This is a genomic window from Micromonospora sp. II, from assembly GCF_001709195.1.
Lineage (GTDB): Bacteria > Actinomycetota > Actinomycetes > Mycobacteriales > Micromonosporaceae > Micromonospora > Micromonospora chalcea.
In genome coordinates, this window is the sequence record NZ_LYXF01000067.1 from 252198 (window position 1) to 267910 (window position 15713).

Below are 15713 nucleotides of genomic sequence, written 5' to 3' on the forward strand. Positions count from 1 at the left end.
CGGTGTGACCCAGGTCACGCCGCGCCGTGATCCGTCGGAGGGGCCGTGAACGACCATCTAGGCGTGGGAGGAAGCAAACAGGACGAGGAGCGGCTGCTGCGGCGGGTCGCACGCGGCGACCTCGACGCGTTCGACGAGCTGTACCGGCGTACGTCGCCGTGGCTCGCGATCCGGCTGCGGCGGCGCTGCGCGGACGACGGCATCGTCGCCGAGGTCCTCCAGGACACGTACCTGACGGTGTGGCGGGCCGCCGGCTCGTTCTCCGGCATCCGGCGCTCCGGTGGATCGGACGCGCCGGGCGGTTCGGCCGCCGGCTGGATCTGGACCATCGCGGCCCGGCGCCTGGTCGACGCGCTGCGCCGCCGCGCCCGCGTCCAGGAGGTGCCCACCGACGTGCTTCCGGTACGCAGCGCGCCGGCCGCCGAGGACGAGGCGCTCGCCGGGTCGTTCGGCTCGGAGGTAGGAGCCGCGCTGGACGCGCTGGCCCCGGAACTGCGGGCGGTGCTCGCCGCGATGGTCCTGGACGGACTGACCGTCCGGGAGACATCGGTCCTGCTGGGGGTGCCCGAAGGCACCGTGAAGAGCCGGGCGCGGCGTGCCCGCAACGCGCTACGGGAGGCACTGGCATGACCGCTCACGTTCCCCCGCCGGCACTGGTCGCGTACGCGGCGGGCAGCCCCGACGACGCCGCCGCCTGGACGATCGAGGTGCACCTGGAGGGCTGCGCCGAGTGCCGCGACCGGCTCGGCGAGCTGGCCGCGCCGCCGCTGCGGGCGCTGCTCGGCGACGCCCGGGAGGCGATCCTGGCACAGGCCCGCACCGGGCCGCGACCGGTGCCCCGGCGACCGCTGCGACGGTGGTGGCTGCGCTGGACCGACTGGTCGCTGCTGGCCTGGGCGGCGATGACGTGCACGGCGATCCTCGCCGCGGTGCTGCTGGACCGCAACTACCCCGAGCAGCCCTCGACGGTGCTGCTGCTCGCGCCGGTCGCGCCGCTGGCCGGGCTCGCGGTGGCCTGGTCCCGACGCGCCAACCCGAACTGGGAGGTGGTCGCCGGCACCGCCCGCGCCGGGCTGGAACTGCTGCTTCGCCGTACCCTCGCGGTTCTGCTCCTGGTCGCGCCCGTGCTCGCGGTGGCCGGGCTGGCGGTCGGCCGCAACCCCGCGCTGTGGCTGCTGCCCTGCCTGACGTTCACCGCGGCGACGCTGCTGCTCGGCAGCCGCGTCGGCGTGCCGCTGGCCGCCGCCGTCCTCGGCGGCGGCTGGCTCACCGCGGTCGCGGCCGCGTCGTTCACCGGCGACGCCGACGCGGCCCGCGCCGCCGCCGTCACCGAAGCCCTGCTCCGGCCCGCCACCATGCCCGCCTGGGCGGCGGCCGCCGCCGTGCTCACCGCGCTGACCGTGCTGCGCGCCGACCACCTGCGGCGGCCCGCCGGCTGACGCCGGCCCCCCGGAACCACGCCACGGCGCCCCGCCGGCGCCGCGGACGACCCTGCCCCGAGAAGGAGACGACATTGGTACGCGCAGTGAGCGCCGACGAGGTGGCGCCGACCCGGCACGCCTGGCGGATCGAGGCGGTGGGACTGTCGGTGAAGGCCGGACGGCACCTGGCCGTCGACAACCTCGGCCTGACGCTCGGCACCGGTGTGCACGGGCTGCTCGGCCCCAACGGCGCCGGCAAGAGCACGCTGATGCGCGCGCTCGCCACAGTGGTCAAACCACACGGCGGGGTGCTCCGGCTGCTCGGCGCGGACGCCACCGCGTCCCGCGAGCTGCGGCCGGTGCGCCGCCGGCTCGGCTACCTGCCGCAGCAGTTCGGCTACTACCCGCGGTTCACCGTCCGGGAGTACGTCGAGTACGTGGCCTGGCTGCGGGAGATGCCGGCCTCGGCGGTGCCGGGCGCGACCCAGCGGGCCATCGACCGGGTACGCCTCACCGACCGGGCCGACGCCAAGCTCAAGTCGCTGTCCGGCGGCATGCTGCGCCGGGCCGGCATCGCCCAGGCGATCGTGAACGAACCGGACCTGCTGCTGCTCGACGAACCGACAGTCGGCCTGGACCCGGAACAGCGGGTCGAGTTCCGTGAGCTGATCCGCGAACTCGGCGCGGACGCCTGCGTGCTGGTCTCCACCCACCTGGTGGAGGACGTGGTGGCGGCCTGCTCCGACGTCATCCTGATGGACCAGGGCACCCGCGTGTTCCAGGGCCTGCCCGCCGACCTGGTCCGCCACGGCGAGACCGGCGGCGTCGGCGACAGCGCCGCCGAGCGCGGCTACTCGTACCTTCTCCAGCAGCACCGGAGCGCCTGATGATCCGACAGGTACGCGTCGAACTGCGCCGCTCCAACGCGCCGACCATGGCGGTCCTGCTCCTGATCATCGGGATCCTCGGCGCCGCCAGCATGTACAGCTTCTGGCAGGGACAGTGGCTGCGGTTGGGCTACGTCCACTCCTCCGGCATGTTCCTCCTGATGCCCCTGTCGCTGGCCGGCGGCGCGGTACTGGGCCGCCGGGACCGGCGTACCCGCGCCGACGAGCTGATGAACAGCACCGGCCGGCCCCGCTGGCAGCGCGCGCTGCCCGCGATGACCGCGCTCGGCGTCGCCGTCGCGGCCGCGCACCTGCTCGTGCTCGCCGGCGCCGGCGCGGTGGTCACCTTCGACGGCGCCTACCTCGGCGTACGCGGACTCGCCGGGCCCCTGACCGACGTGCTGGTGCTGGTGGGCGCGGCCTGGGTGGGGGTGGCCGTCGGCCGGCTGTGGTCCTCGCCGCTGCTGCCGCCGCTGCTGGCCGCCGCCGGCCTGGTCGCGCAGGAGGGCACCGCCATGCTCGGCGGTCCGGGCAGCACCAGCCGGCTGTCGAACGCCTCCCTGATGATCTCCTGGCCGCCGGACACGCCGTGGGAGACGCTGTCCGACCGGCTGCTGCTCAGCCGCCTCGCGCTGGGCGTCGGGCTGGTCCTCGCCGGGCTGCTGCTGGCGGCGGGCCGGTCGTGGCCGGTCCGGGCCGGGGCGCTCGCGAGCCTCGCCGGGGGCGTGGCGGGTCTCCTGCTGATCGGCGTGCCCGGCCCGACCGGGATCTGGCAGCTCGATCCGGACGCACGCCGCTTCGTCTGCGCCGACGGCACGCCGCAGGTGTGCGTCACCGCCGTCAACGCGCACCTGCTGCCCGAGATCACTCCCGAGGCCCGCCGAGGGCTCAAGGCGCTGGCAAAGCTGCCGGACGCGCCGGCCCGCGCGGTGGAAGTGCGGCTGGACACCGTCGGCAGCAACGACAGCGAGCAGTGGCACCGGCCCAAGCCGGCACCCGGCACCGTGCAGTTCCTCCTGGAGGTCGACCCGGACACCGGCCGGGCCGCCGACGTGGCCGAGCGCATCGCCCTGGGCGGCGGCACCATGTGGTCGGGCTGCGGGCGCAGCGGCGACGACATCGCCCCGGCGATCGCCGCGGCCTGGCTGCTCGACGCCGAGACCGTGCGGCTGTGGGACTCCTGGACCGGCTACCGGTACGCCGACGAGCAGCAGGAGGAGATCCGGGACGGGGTGCGGCAACTGCGCGCGCTGCCCGAGCCGGAGCAGCTGCGGCGCATCACCGCGCTGCGGGACGCAGCCGCGCGGTGCGAGCCGGACCTGATGCCGGCGCTCACCGGACGGGCCGCGCCGTGACCCGCTGGCTGCCGCTGTACGTGCGGTCCCGCCGGCTACCCGCCGCCCTGGCCGGATCCGCTATCGCCGTCGCCGTGATGGCCGTCGCCTGGGCCGGCTTCACCGACCGCCCCGAGGTGCCCGCCGGCCTCGCCGTGCTCACCACCGCCCTGGCGGTGGCGCCGCTGGGGCCGACGCTCGCCGGCACCGACCCGGCGCTGGAACGGACCGCCGCGTGGCAGTGGGCGCCGCGCCGGGCCGGGCACCTGCTCGGGTACGCCGCGGCGGTGGTCGGGCTGCTGGCCGCCGCCCGCGTCCTCGGCGTCGACTTCGGACCGCTGTCCGTGCTGGCCCGCAACACGGCCGGGCTGATCGGGCTGGTCGGCCTCGGCGCGGCGCTGGCCGGCGCCCGGGCCGCCTGGCAGGCGCCGACCGCCTGGGCCGCCATGGCGTCCTTCATGGCCGCGCCGGGCGGGCCGGAATGGCGGCAGGCGGCGCTGTGGATGGCGCAGGAGCCGGGCAACCGAATCGCCGCGGTCACCGCCACGACGTTCCTCCTCGGCGGCGTCGTCGCGTACGCGGCGCGGGTGGGACCGCAGGTGGCGGCGGCCGAGGCGGCGCTGGAACAGTGACGTGCCGGGCCTCGTCGCACGCCTACCGCGCGGCGAGGCCCGGCCGCTGTCAGCTCAGCGGCACCCAGGCCAGGCTGGTCATGCCGGCCAGGGCGGTCGCCTTGAGACCGGCGTCGGAGACCGTCCAGAGCACGCCGTCGATCATCAGCGAGCGGCGGATCGGCGTCCGCTCGCCGCCGTCGGCCAGGCTCCCCGGATGGTCCACCGCGCCGGCCACTGTGAATCCCTTGTCGCCGAGCCGCAACGCCAGCACACCACCGAACGGCGGGCGCTTCGTGCCGTCGGGCCCATCGGTGTCCACGCCCGACTGCATCACCGGGATCACCACCAGCCGCTCCGGCGGCCAGTAGAGGAACGCGTGCGGGTCGTGCTCCGCCTCCGACCAGCCACGGGCGACGTGGTGCTGGGCGATCCGGGTGGGCCGGGCCGGGTCGGCGACGTCGAACAGCGACACCTGGGTGCCGGTCACCTGCCCCTCGTCAGTGGCGTCCTGGCCGACGCCGATCAGGCGGCCGTCGCCGGCCGGGTGCAGGTACGCCGAATACCCGTTGATCTTCAGCTCGCCGGTCACCCGGGGCGCGGCCGGGTCGCGCAGGTCCACGCCGTACAGCGGGTCGGTCTGCCGGAACGTGACCACGTATCCGGTGCCGCCGACGAACCGCACCGCGAAGATCCGCTCGCCCTTGCCGAGGCCGGTGACCGCGCCGACCCGCTTGAGCGTGGGACCGTCGGCGCGCAGCACGTAGACGCCGGACTGGGAGGACCTCTCCCGCCTCCACGTGTCGCCGGTGGTGGTGGCGACCCGCAGGTGACCGTCCCACTCGGACAGCGCGTACTGGTTGATCAGCCAGCCGGGCACCGACCCGGCGGCGACGAAGCGCGGCGTGCCCGCGGCGGTGTCGAACTGGTAGATCTCGGTGCTGACGTCGCGCGCCTCCGGTGACGCGGCGCGCCGCCACGTCCGCCAGCGCTGGTCGGCGGCGACGTAGAGGCGTTGACCGTTGCTGTACACGGTGTCGCCGTCCGCGAACACGGTGACCGGGTCACCGGCGCCGAGCGCGGGCGCGGCCAGGTCGAAGCTAAGCACGGTGAGCGTCGAGGCGGCGGAGAAGCCGGCCGGCCGGCTCACCCGGTCGCAGCCGACCCGACCGCTGCCGACAGTGCGGACGCCGTCGCGGATCTCGTACCGGGGCAGCCAGTCGTCGAGCGTGGCCTTGTCGATGACCCCGCGGTTCGCGGCGATCCGCTGCGCGTCGGTACGCTCCCCCGGCTGCTGCGGAAACTCGAGCCGGTGACCGGAACTGATCACGATGCGGGCGGTCGCGCCGACCTGCCGTGCGTCGACCATCCGGCCGTCGATCCGGTACTCGCCGACGACGCGCGGCGCTGCGGCGAGGTCGACCAGGACCAGCCGGGCCTGCCCGACCACGCCGGGTGCGGGACGCCGACCGGGCACCGTGGACTCGGGGACCCTTCCGGCGCGCAGCAGCACGAGCGCGCGGTCCCCGTGCAGCAGCAGGCTGCCCTCCTGCCCGGAGAACCGGTCGGCGGCCGGATCGAGCGCCAGCCGGCCGGTCTGCCGGCGGGTCGCCGGGTCGACGACCGTCAGCACGCCCCGGCCGTACGTGACGATACGTCGGCCGTCGGTCTTGACCAGGTCCGGCTCGTCCACGCCGGCCTCGTGCACGTTCGTCCCGGAGAAGTCCGGAGCGGACGCCGGCCCGGCCGCCTTCTGGGCACCGCTGTCGGCCCCGGCCTCCGCGCCGAACCGGAGCAGGTCGCGGCCCGGCCCGAGACCCCACGGTCCCACCGCCGCCCGAGCGGCCGCCCGGATCTGCCGTAGCGCCTCGTCGCAGGAGTCGAACGCGACGAGCCGCAACCCACCGGCCGGAACGGGCCGGCCGGTGGGCGGCGGGTCGGCCGAGGGTGACGCGGTGCAGCCACCGAGGGCCAGCGCGGCGGCCATCGTCCATCCGATCGTCCGGAATCTGCGAAAGGTCATGGGCCGTCAGACGTGGCCGCGGCGAGCACGGTTCCCGGCCGAACGCGCTCAGCCGCCGGCCATCGCGCCGAGCACGATGAACGGCTCCTTGCCCTTGACGACCTCCTCGGGCAGCGGATCGTCCGGCGACTCGTTCGACAGGTCCAGCTCGCAGGCGTAGAAGCGGACGAACGGCCGGCGCTTCCCGCTGTGCCGGTCGCGGATCGTGCCGAGCAGCATCGGGTACGCGGCCTCCAGCGCGTCGAGCACCTCCCGCTGGGTCGGCGGCCCGGCCACCTCGACGCGTACCTCGCCGGTGACGTGCGCCAGGTTCTTCAGGTGCGCCGGCAACACCACCCGGATCACGGCAGCACCTGGACCTCGACCGAGAGCACGGCCGGCAGGTCGCGCACGATCGGCGCCCACGTGTCACCGCCGTCGGCCGAGTGATAGACCTGACCGCCGGTGGTGCCGAAGTAGATCCCGCAGGGGTCGAGCGTGTCGACGGCCATCGCATCGCGCAGCACGTTGACGTAGCAGTGCGACTGCGGCAGCCCTTCGGTCAGCGGCTCCCAGTGCTCACCGCCGGTACGGCTGCGGTAGACGCGCAGCTTGCCCTCCGGCGGGTAGTGCAGCGAGTCGCTGGTGATCGGCACCACGTAGACCGTCTCCGGCTCGTGCGCGTGCACCGCGATCGGGAAGCCGAAGTCCGTCGGCAGGTCGCCGCTGATCTCCCGCCAGTTGCCGCCGGCGTCGTCGGTGCGCATGACGTCCCAGTGCTTCTGCATGAACAGCGTGTCCGGCCGGGACGGGTGCTGGGCGAGGCGGTGCACGCAGTGCCCCACCTCGGAGTCGGTGTCGGGGATCTCGCCGGAACGAAGTCCCTTGTTGATCGGCAGCCAGCTCGCGCCGCCGTCGTCGCTGCGGAACGCGCCCGCCGCCGAGATCGCGACGTAGATCCGGTCCCGGTCGGCCGCGTCGAGGATGATCGTGTGCAGGCACATCCCGCCCGCGCCGGGCTGCCAGGACGGGCCGGTCGGGTGCTGCCGCAGCGCGGTCAGCTCGGACCACTTCTGGCCGCCGTCGGTGGACAGGTAGAGCGCGGCGTCCTCACCGCCCGCGTACAGGGTGTCCGGGTCGTGGCGGGACGGCTCCAGGTGCCAGATCCGCTTGAACTCCCACGGGCGCGGGGTGCCGTCGTACCAGAGGTGCTGCCCGACCTCGCCGCTGTAGGCGAAGTCGTTGCCGACTGTCGTCCAGTTCCGGCCGCCGTCGTCCGAGCGCTGGATCAGCTGCCCGAACCAGCCGCCGGACTGGGACGCGTAGAGCCGGTCCGGTTCGACGGGTGAAGCTGTGAGGTGGTAGATCTCCCATCCGCCGAAGTGCGGTCCGTCGACGGTCCAGTCGTCGCGCTTGCCGTCCGACGTCAGAATGAACGCGCCCTTGCGCGTGCCGACAAGTACCCGTACGCCGCTCATGTCTCGTCCTCCATCCAGGTGTCTTCCCTGCACTGACCGCGGGCCTCGCCGAAACTCATCGTCGTGGTACTCCCAGGCTTGACATTTCTCCGCCGGACGCGCGGCGGCCGGGCGCCACGCCGGTACGGCGGGAATGTCGGGGGCTGCGGCTAGCGTGCGGGCATGACCGGTCCCGGAGACGTTCCGCCCGAGCACCTCGACCGCCTGCGCCCGGTCTGCCTCGGCCTGCCCGACGCCTACGAGGAGCCGGCCTGGGTGGGTGTGCGGTGGCGGGTGCGCGGCCGCACGTTCGCCCACGTGCTCACCGTCGACCCCGGCCACCAGGCCGCGTACGCGCGGGCGGCGGCGACCGACGAGCCGGTCTGCGTGATGACGTTCCGCTCCCCCGGCGACGAGATCGCCGGGCTGCTCGCGGCCGGGCCGCACTTCTTCAAGCCGGACTGGGCCGCCGACGTGGTCGGCCTGCGACTCGACGCGGACACGGACTGGACCGAGGTCGCCGAGCTGCTCACCGAGAGCTACTGCGTGCTGGCCCCGAAGAAGCTCGTGGCGCTGGTCGACCGGCCCGGTTGAGTCAGCCGAGCTTCTTGCGCAGCGTCTCGAACGCCAGGTCCGGCCGCAGCGGCACGCCGAAGCGCTCGTCGCCGTACGGGAACGGGCTCAGCTCGCCGGTGCGGACGTAGCCGCGCCGCTCGTACCAGGCGATCAGGTCGTCGCGCTGGACGATCACGGTCATCCGCATCTCACCGGCGTGCCACTGCTGCGTCGCGTACCGCTCGGCCTCGGCCAGTAGCTCCCGGCCCAGGCCGCCGCCCTGCCGGCCGGGGGCCACCGCGAACATCCCGAAGTAGACGTGGTCGTCGCGGCGTTCCAGCTGGCAGCAGGCGAGCAGGTCACCGTCCTGCTCGGCGACCAGCACCACGCCGTCCGGGGCGGTGACCGCCGAGGCGACCATGTCCGGGTCGGTGCGCTGCCCGGCCAACAGGTCCGCCTCGTGGGTCCAGCCCTGCCGGCTGCGCTCACCCCGGTACGCCGACTCGATCAGGTCGACGAGGGCGGCCACGTCGCCGGGGCGGGCGACCCGGACGGTACGGGGTGCGGGGCTGGTCATGGCGGTTCTCCACGGTCGCGGCTGCGTACCTGGTCAGCGTACGCACGCGGGCGTTGCGGGCGGCGGCCGGGACCACGGGGCGGGACGGCTGGTGGTTCACTGCCCGGCATGGAGACGACGATCGGCACGGCGGGCCTGCCCGCGGTCCTCGACCTGCCGGCCGCGCCGGTACGGGGAGGCCTGGTGGTGCTGCACGGCTCGCACGCCGGGCAGCGTTCCCATTTCCTGTACGCGCACCTGGCCCGGCTGCTGCCCAGGGCCGGGATCGCGGTGCTGCGCTACGACCGCCGCCCCCGCGTCGACGGGCACGACGTGCCGCTGGCCGACCAGGCCGACGACGCCTCCGCCGCGCTCACCGAGCTGCGCCGGCACGTCGGGGCGGTCCCGGTCGGGTTGTGGGGGTTCAGCCAGGGCGCGTGGGCGGCGGCGCTGACCGCCACCCGGCACCCGGTCGACTTCCTGGTTCTGGTCGGGTGCAGCGGGGTGAGCCCCGCGAGGCAGATGCGCTACGGCACCGCTGAGCAGTTGCGCCGGCACGGGTACGGGCCGGCCGACGTGGTGGAGCTGACCCGGCTGCGCGCGCTCGCCGAGGACTACCTGCGCGGCGACGTGCCACGCGCGGTGGCGCAGGCGGAGCTGGACGTCGCCGTGCGCCACCCCTGGTTCCCACTGGCGTCCCTGCCCGAGGAACTGCCCGCCACGCCCGGCACGTGGACCGACATGGACTACGACCCGGAGCCGGTGCTGACGCGGCTGACCTGCCCGGTGCTGCTCTGCTGGGGCGAGACGGACGCCTGGATCCCGATCGAGGACAGCCTCGCGGTGTGGCGGCGGGCGGCCCGCGACGCCGAGCTGACGGTGGCCCGGCTGGCGGGCTGCGACCACGCGCCCACGCTCGGCGAGGGTGAGGACCTGGACAGTGTCAGCCCGCAGTACGAGCGGGTGCTGTTGGGCTGGCTGGACCGCCTGCTGCCGCCGGCCGGCTGAGCGGGCTGCCGGTTCCGCCTCCAATTCTCCGCGCGCCGCGCCGCCGCCGACGGCTAGCCTGCCGGGCATGGATGCCGCGCTGCCCACCTTCGAGTTCGCCTTCCCCGGCCCGCTGCGCGACCAGCTCGTCGCCGCCGTGCTCGACGGGAGCAAGACCACCACTACCGCGCTGGTCCAGGACTACGAGATCGACGGCGAGCCGCTGCCGGCCGTCGGTACCCGCTCGGCGGTGATCGACTCCGACCGCCGGCCCGTGGCGGTGATCGAGCTGGTCGAGGTCCGCGTCGCCCGCCTCGGCGACGTCGATCTCGACCACGCGCGGGACGAGGGCGAGGGCTACGAGTCGGTCGCCGCCTGGCGGGCCGGCCACGAGCGGTTCTGGCACGGCGAGGACTACCGCGGCTGGCTCGGCGACCCCACGTTCACCGTCGACGACGACACCATGGCCGTGCTGGAACGCTTCCGCCTGGTCGAGACGCTCTGACCGCGCGCCCGGCTCAGGGGGCGGCGAGCCAGGCGCGCAGCTGGTCGCCGTGCTCGTCCAGCTCCGGGGGCGGCAGCTCGTAGCGCGGCGGGGTGCCGGACAGGCCGATCGGGTTGCGGATCCCCGGCACGCCGCCGGTCGTCACCACCGGCTCCAGGCCCAGCCCCTGCGCCAGCGCCACCCCCTCGGCCACCGAGTTGATCGGGCTGCACGGCACACCCGCGGCGCGCAGCTCGCCGAACCACTGCGCGCTGCCGCGCCGGGACAGCGCCGCCACCAGCAGCGGCCGCAGCTCGTCGCGGTGCGCGACGCGGTCGGCGTTGCGCCGGAACCGCGCGTCGCCAGCCAGCTCCGGCACGCCCAGAACCCGGCAGAGGGTACGGAACTGCGCGTCGTTGCCGGCGATCACCACCAGTTCGCCGTCGGCGGTGGGCAGCGGCTCGTACGGCACGATGCTCGGGTGCGCGTTGCCCATCCGGTGCGGCTGCGCTGCCCCGGCCACGTGCGCGCTGGTGTGGTTGACCAGCCCGGACAGCGCCGAGGAGAGCAGGTCCACCGTGACGTGCTGCCCGCGCCCGGTCGACTCGCGGTGCCGCAGGGCGGCCAGGATCCCGACCGCCGCGTGCAGCCCGGCGATCACGTCGAACACGGCCACGCCGGCCTTGTAGGGCGGGCCGTCGGCGTCCCCGGTGAGGCTCATCAGCCCGGCGGCGGCCTGCACCATGAGGTCGTACCCGGGCAGGTCGGCGCCCCCGGCGGCGCCGAAGCCGCTGATCGAGGCGTAGACCAGGCGGGCGTTGCGGGCGGTGACCGTGTCGTGGTCGAGGCCGAAGCGGCGCAGCGCGCCCGGACGGAAGTTCTGGATCAGCACGTCGGCCCGGTCGGCCAGCCGGTGCGCCAGCGTCAGGTCGCCGGGGTCGGTCAGGTCGAGCACCAGTGAGCGCTTGTTGCGGTTGACCGCCAGGTAGTAGGTGGAGACGTCGTCGCGGACCGGGGGCCGCCAGCCGCGGGTGTCGTCGCCGCCCGGCGCCTCCACCTTGACCACGTCCGCGCCGAGGTCGGCCAGCAGCATCATCGCGTACGGCCCGGCGAGGATGCGGGAGAAGTCGGCGACCAGCACGCCGTGCAACGGACCCGACATGCCGACCCCTCTCTCGCCGCCGACCACGATGACACATTCCTGACGGCCCACCCGGCCGGGGTGGCCCGTCCGGCTACGGTCACGTCAGGGACGTACCGGAAAGGGGTTGCCCGTGCCGCTGCTCAGCCGGCTCGCCGAAGCCACCGACGAGCGCCCGGGCGCGATCCGGGTGCAGGACCGCTCGCTGTCCTGGGTGGAGCTGCGCCGGGCGGCCACCGCGGTCGCCGACGACCTGCGCGGCGCGGCCCGGGTGGCGGTGCCCGCGACGGCGAGCCTGGAGACGGTGGTCGGCGTGGTCGGCGGGCTGCTCGCCGGTGCGGCGGTGGTGCCGGTGCCGCCCGACGCCGGACCGATGGAACGCGACCACATCCTGCGTGACTCCGGCGCGGAGGTGCTGCTGGCGGCGCCGGGCACACGGAAAGCCCATTCGCCGCCGCTCGTGCCGCTGGACCTGGCTCGGCGCTCGGACACCAGCCATCCCGAGCCCGACCCGGCGGCGACCGCGCTGATCCTCTACACCAGCGGCACCACCGGCGCGCCCAAGGGCGCGATGCTGTCCCGCCGCGCGGTCGCCGCCTGCCTGGACGGGCTCGCCGACGCCTGGGCGTGGACGCCGGACGACGTGCTGGTCCACGGGCTGCCGCTGTTCCACGTGCACGGGCTGGTGCTGGGCGTGCTCGGCCCGCTGCGCGTCGGCAGCCGCCTGCGCCACGTCGGCCGTCCCCACCCCGAGCGGTACGCGGCGGCGGGCGGCTCGCTGTACTTCGGCGTACCCACGATCTGGTCGCGGATCGCGGCGCAACCCGCGGCGGCGCGGGCGCTGCGCGGCGCCCGGCTGCTCGTGTCCGGCAGCGCGGCGCTGCCCGATCCGGTCTTCGCGGCGCTGGCCGGGCTGACCGGGCACCGGCCGCTGGAGCGGTACGGCATGACCGAGACGCTCGTGACGGTGAGCGCCCGCGCGGACGGTCCCCGGCGGCCCGGCACGGTGGGTGTGCCGCTGCCCGGCGTGCACACGCGGGTGCGGGACGAGCACGGCGACCCGCTGCCGGCGGACGGCGCGGCCATGGGTGAGCTGCAGGTACGCGGCGGCACGCTGTTCGACGGTTACCTGAACCGGCCGGACGCCGACGCAGCCGGTCGCACCGCCGACGGCTGGTTCCGCACCGGCGACGTCGCCACGGTCGACCCGGACGGCGTCCACCGCATCGTCGGCCGGGCCGCCACCGACCTGATCAAAAGCGGCGGGTACCGGATCGGGGCCGGCGAGGTGGAGGACGCGCTGCTGGCCCACCCGGGTGTGCGGGAGGCGGCGGTGGTCGGCACGCCCCACCCCGACCTGGGGCAGCAGGTGACCGCGTACGTGGTCGGCGACGGCGTGGCCGAGGCCGAGCTGATCGACTTCGTGGCGCGGCACCTGTCCGCGCACAAGCGCCCCCGGCAGGTACGGCTGGTCGGCGCGCTGCCCCGCAACGCGATGGGCAAGGTGCAGAAGACCCTGCTGACCGAGGCGTGAGCGGCCCTCTCAGCGGGCCGCTGCCGCGCGGCGGACCTGACGGCGGGCCTCGTCCGCCGGCACGCCTGTGGCACGCAGCAGGTCGTTGGCGACGGTCCGCAACTGCGAGACCACGATGGTGCCGGAGAAGCCGATCTCCTGCCGGCACGCCTCGCCCGCGTCGCGGACCGCGCGCAGCACCCGCTCCCGGGCGGCGGCCGGCTCCTCGGCGGCCAGGAACGCCCGGTGCAGCAGCCGGATCGCCTCGCTGAAGTGCTCCAGCGCGGCGGGCAGGTGCGGCGGCACCGGCTCCCGGTCCCGTAACGCGGTGCCGATGCGGCGCACCATGCCCCGGCTGTTGCGGAACGCCCGGTCCAGGTGCTCGGCGCCGTGCCGATACGCGGCCAGGGCGCGTCGTCGCCGCCAGCGCACCGGGGAGAACCGGACCACCTCGTCGGCGGCGCCGACCATCTCGTCGATCCGGTCCAGTTCCGTCTCGGCGGCGCGCATCCGGGCCAGCACCTCGTCGGCCGCGCGCACGTCGGCGTGTGCAAGCGCCTCCGCCGACGCGGTCATCTGACTGGCGAACGTGTCGAGCGCCGGGTCTGCCACGCGGCGGACCGCGCGCAGCGGGTTCAGCGGCGCGATCACCAGCACCACGAGCAGGCCGACGGCGCCGCCGACGAGCGCGTTGAGGGTCCGGGGCAGCTCCAGGTCGGGCGACACCGGGGTCAGCGTGGCGACCAGCACCGCCGTACCGCCGGCCTGGGTGACGAGCGCGCCGGTACCGCGTACGAGCACCGCCGCGGAGACCGCCAGGAACACGATCACGCCGGTCTGCCACGGCCCGGTGCCGAACAGATGCACCAGCAGGTCACCGACGACGATGCCGAGGACCACCCCGACCACCAGCTCCACGGTCCGCCGGGTGCGGTTGCCGAGCGAGGCGGCGATGACGCTGACCGCCGCGGCCGGCGCGAACGTCGGGTCGGGGTTGCCGAGCACCTCGCGGGCCACCGTCCAGGCCAGCGTGGCCGCGAGGCCGGCCTGGACCGCCACGATGAAGTACGTGCCCAGTCGCCGGCGGCTGGACCGCCCGGCGTCGCGTACCCGGTCGACGGCATCCCGCATGCGGCCGGGTACCCGCGGTCGCCCGCCCGAACCTCACCCGGGGTACGCCATCGTGCCGGTCAGCGCCACCACGCCGGGCAGCCGGGTGTCCTGGCGCAGGAACTGCACCACCACCGGGACCGGGGAACGCAGCACGCAGCCGTACGGGCGGTCCAGTCGCACCGCCTCCGGGTCGATCAGGTCGTTCACCCGTACGTGCCGGATCCGGCGGGCGCCGACCAGTAGCCGGTACGGTCCGACCGGTTCGACGTCCTGGTAGTAGAAGTCCAGCTCCAGCTCGGCGTCCTCGTCGGCGGCGTTGAGCACGCAGAGCTGGTCGAAGGCGGTGAACGCCGGTTCCGGGCCGTGCGCGGGGAACGGCACGTGCCCGCCCGGCACCACCCAGACCCGGGCGCCGACCGGCGCGCTCACGACTCCTCCAGCAGCCGGGCCAGGTCCGGGGTGAGGAACACCCCGTCCGGGTCGAGCCGGCGGCGCACCGCCTGGAAGTCGTCCCAGCGGGGATAGAGGGGACGCAGCTCCCGCGCGCCGAGCCAGTGCTTCTTGCCCCAGTGCGGGCGTCCGCCGTAGTGCCGGAACACCGCCTCCATGTCCCGGAAGTACTCGTCGTACGGCAGCGAGGTGTTCTGCAGGCAGGCGATCGTGGTGGTGGGGCGGCCGTAGGCGTTGCTGAGCCAGATGTCGTCGGCGGCGATGGTGCGGACCAGGACCCGCCAGGCGGCCACCCGGCGGTGCCGGTCGCGCACCCGGCGGCGCACCTCGGCGAAGCAGGCCGGGAACGCCTCCGACGGCAGCATGTACTCGATCTCCTCGAAGCGCAGCTCCCGGTGCCGGGGAATGGTGCGGTGGGTGGGCCCGACCTGGCTCTGCCGCGGCTCGCCGTCCGGCAGCCGGGGCTGTGCCCGGTCCGGCGCGGCGTCCGTGTCGGTGCGGTTGATCACCCGGATCTGCGTCTGGTCGCTGCGCGGGTACCAGTAGAAGTCCATGTTGCGGTTGGTGTGCTGCAGCACGGCGAGGTGGTCCAGGGTCCAGTCCAGGTGCGCGCACCAGGAGCGGCGGTGCAGTTGGTAGGTCGGCTGCACGTCGAGCGTGACCTGGGTGACCACGCCGAGCGCGCCGAGGGAGAGGCGCACCGCCGGCAGCAGCTCCGGGTTGCGCCGCGCGTCGACGTCCAGCACGTCGCCGGTGCCGGTGACCAGGCGCACGCCGGTGACCTGGGTGCTCAGGTTCCCAAATCCGATGCCGGTGCCGTGGGTGCCGGTGGCGGTCGCCCCAGCGATCGACTGGTAGTCGACGTCGCCCAGGTTGTCCATGGCCAGCCCGGCGTCGTAGAGCCCTTCGCCCAGCGCCCGCAGCTTCGTGCCGGCCCACGCGGTCGCGACCCGCCCGTCGTCGGAGATCACCCCGGCCATCCGGTCCAGGCTCAGCAGGATCCCGTCGGTACGCACCAGCGGGCTGGACGAGTGCCCCGAGCCGACCGGCCGGACGGTCGCGCGCGTGGCCCGGGCACGGCGCACCAGGTCGCACACCTCGGCCTCGTCGGCCGGCTCGGCCCGGTCCGCCGGTGTAAAGCGGAGACTGCCGGACCAGTTCACGAACTCGCGTGTCACAGCGGCCCCTCCCCGGCCCGCTTA

At 74.9% G+C, this 15713-nt stretch carries 17 protein-coding genes; 9 read left to right on the forward strand and 8 right to left on the reverse strand.

Annotation, left to right across the window (positions count from 1 at the left end; genetic code table 11):
• Positions 1-45 precede the first annotated feature (45 nt).
• The 5 genes from A8711_RS27020 to A8711_RS27040 all read left to right on the forward strand — a co-directional run bounded on the left by A8711_RS27020 (position 46) and on the right by A8711_RS27040 (position 4274).
• Complete coding sequence (locus A8711_RS27020; protein WP_104113132.1) at positions 46-630, forward strand: RNA polymerase sigma factor; 585 nt, start codon at positions 46-48, stop codon at positions 628-630.
• Positions 627-1439 carry a hypothetical protein gene (locus A8711_RS27025; protein WP_064446052.1) on the forward strand — a complete coding sequence of 271 codons (813 nt, stop codon included), beginning with the start codon at positions 627-629 and terminating at the stop codon, positions 1437-1439. Before A8711_RS27020 ends, A8711_RS27025 begins: the two co-directional genes overlap by 4 nt.
• Before the next feature lie 74 nt (positions 1440-1513).
• On the forward strand, positions 1514-2308 hold the full coding sequence (locus A8711_RS27030; protein WP_069089751.1) for an ATP-binding cassette domain-containing protein: 795 nt from the start codon (positions 1514-1516) through the stop codon (positions 2306-2308).
• Positions 2308-3663: an ABC transporter permease gene (locus A8711_RS27035; protein ID WP_069089752.1), complete on the forward strand. Its 1356-nt coding sequence runs from the start codon at positions 2308-2310 to the stop codon at positions 3661-3663. The genes A8711_RS27030 and A8711_RS27035 overlap by 1 nt, the downstream gene beginning before the upstream one ends.
• Positions 3660-4274: a hypothetical protein gene (locus tag A8711_RS27040; RefSeq protein ID WP_064446055.1), complete on the forward strand. Its 615-nt coding sequence runs from the start codon at positions 3660-3662 to the stop codon at positions 4272-4274. The genes A8711_RS27035 and A8711_RS27040 overlap by 4 nt, the downstream gene beginning before the upstream one ends.
• A gap of 49 nt (positions 4275-4323) precedes the next feature.
• On the opposite strand, the gene A8711_RS27045 is transcribed toward A8711_RS27040, so the two are convergent.
• From A8711_RS27045 to A8711_RS27055, 3 genes are all read right to left on the reverse strand, one after another.
• The gene (locus tag A8711_RS27045) at positions 4324-6240 is read right to left on the reverse strand and encodes a beta-propeller domain-containing protein (RefSeq protein WP_069089753.1); all 1917 of its coding nucleotides are present in this window, start codon (positions 6238-6240) and stop codon (positions 4324-4326) included.
• Between the two features lie 84 nt (positions 6241-6324).
• Positions 6325-6621 carry a MoaD/ThiS family protein gene (locus tag A8711_RS27050; protein WP_064446057.1) on the reverse strand — a complete coding sequence of 99 codons (297 nt, stop codon included), beginning with the start codon at positions 6619-6621 and terminating at the stop codon, positions 6325-6327.
• Positions 6618-7733, reverse strand: coding sequence for a sialidase family protein (locus tag A8711_RS27055; RefSeq protein WP_069089754.1), 1116 nt, complete (start codon positions 7731-7733; stop codon positions 6618-6620). The genes A8711_RS27050 and A8711_RS27055 overlap by 4 nt, the downstream gene beginning before the upstream one ends.
• A 162-nt stretch (positions 7734-7895) precedes the next feature.
• Here A8711_RS27055 and A8711_RS27060 point away from each other — a divergent pair, with 162 nt between their 5' ends.
• The gene (locus tag A8711_RS27060) at positions 7896-8306 is read left to right on the forward strand and encodes an MmcQ/YjbR family DNA-binding protein (RefSeq protein ID WP_043324249.1); all 411 of its coding nucleotides are present in this window, start codon (positions 7896-7898) and stop codon (positions 8304-8306) included.
• Position 8307: 1 nt separating this feature from the next.
• On the opposite strand, the gene A8711_RS27065 is transcribed toward A8711_RS27060, so the two are convergent.
• The gene (locus A8711_RS27065) at positions 8308-8844 is read right to left on the reverse strand and encodes a GNAT family N-acetyltransferase (protein WP_069089755.1); all 537 of its coding nucleotides are present in this window, start codon (positions 8842-8844) and stop codon (positions 8308-8310) included.
• A 108-nt stretch (positions 8845-8952) separates the two neighbouring features.
• Here A8711_RS27065 and A8711_RS27070 point away from each other — a divergent pair, with 108 nt between their 5' ends.
• Complete coding sequence (locus A8711_RS27070) at positions 8953-9831, forward strand: S9 family peptidase (protein ID WP_069089756.1); 879 nt, start codon at positions 8953-8955, stop codon at positions 9829-9831.
• Between the two features lie 67 nt (positions 9832-9898).
• Entirely contained in the window at positions 9899-10315 is a 417-nt protein-coding gene (locus A8711_RS27075; protein ID WP_069089757.1) for an ASCH domain-containing protein, read from the forward strand.
• A gap of 13 nt (positions 10316-10328) precedes the next feature.
• Here the strand turns inward: A8711_RS27075 and A8711_RS27080 are convergent, their stop codons facing one another.
• Positions 10329-11456: a CaiB/BaiF CoA-transferase family protein gene (locus tag A8711_RS27080; protein ID WP_069089758.1), complete on the reverse strand. Its 1128-nt coding sequence runs from the start codon at positions 11454-11456 to the stop codon at positions 10329-10331.
• Between the two features lie 112 nt (positions 11457-11568).
• Here A8711_RS27080 and A8711_RS27085 point away from each other — a divergent pair, with 112 nt between their 5' ends.
• Positions 11569-12969, forward strand: coding sequence for an acyl-CoA synthetase (locus A8711_RS27085; RefSeq protein ID WP_069089759.1), 1401 nt, complete (start codon positions 11569-11571; stop codon positions 12967-12969).
• Positions 12970-12978: 9 nt separating this feature from the next.
• Here the strand turns inward: A8711_RS27085 and A8711_RS27090 are convergent, their stop codons facing one another.
• From A8711_RS27090 to A8711_RS27100, 3 genes are read right to left on the reverse strand one after another with little or no spacing between them, the layout of a single operon-like run.
• Positions 12979-14079 (reverse strand): aromatic acid exporter family protein, encoded by a 1101-nt coding sequence (locus A8711_RS27090; protein ID WP_030502309.1) that lies wholly within the window; start codon positions 14077-14079, stop codon positions 12979-12981.
• A 33-nt stretch (positions 14080-14112) separates the two neighbouring features.
• On the reverse strand, positions 14113-14490 hold the full coding sequence (locus tag A8711_RS27095; protein WP_030502308.1) for a sensory rhodopsin transducer: 378 nt from the start codon (positions 14488-14490) through the stop codon (positions 14113-14115).
• Positions 14487-15689 (reverse strand): D-arabinono-1,4-lactone oxidase, encoded by a 1203-nt coding sequence (locus A8711_RS27100; protein ID WP_030502307.1) that lies wholly within the window; start codon positions 15687-15689, stop codon positions 14487-14489. The genes A8711_RS27095 and A8711_RS27100 overlap by 4 nt, the downstream gene beginning before the upstream one ends.
• Between the last annotated feature and the right edge of the window lie 24 nt (positions 15690-15713).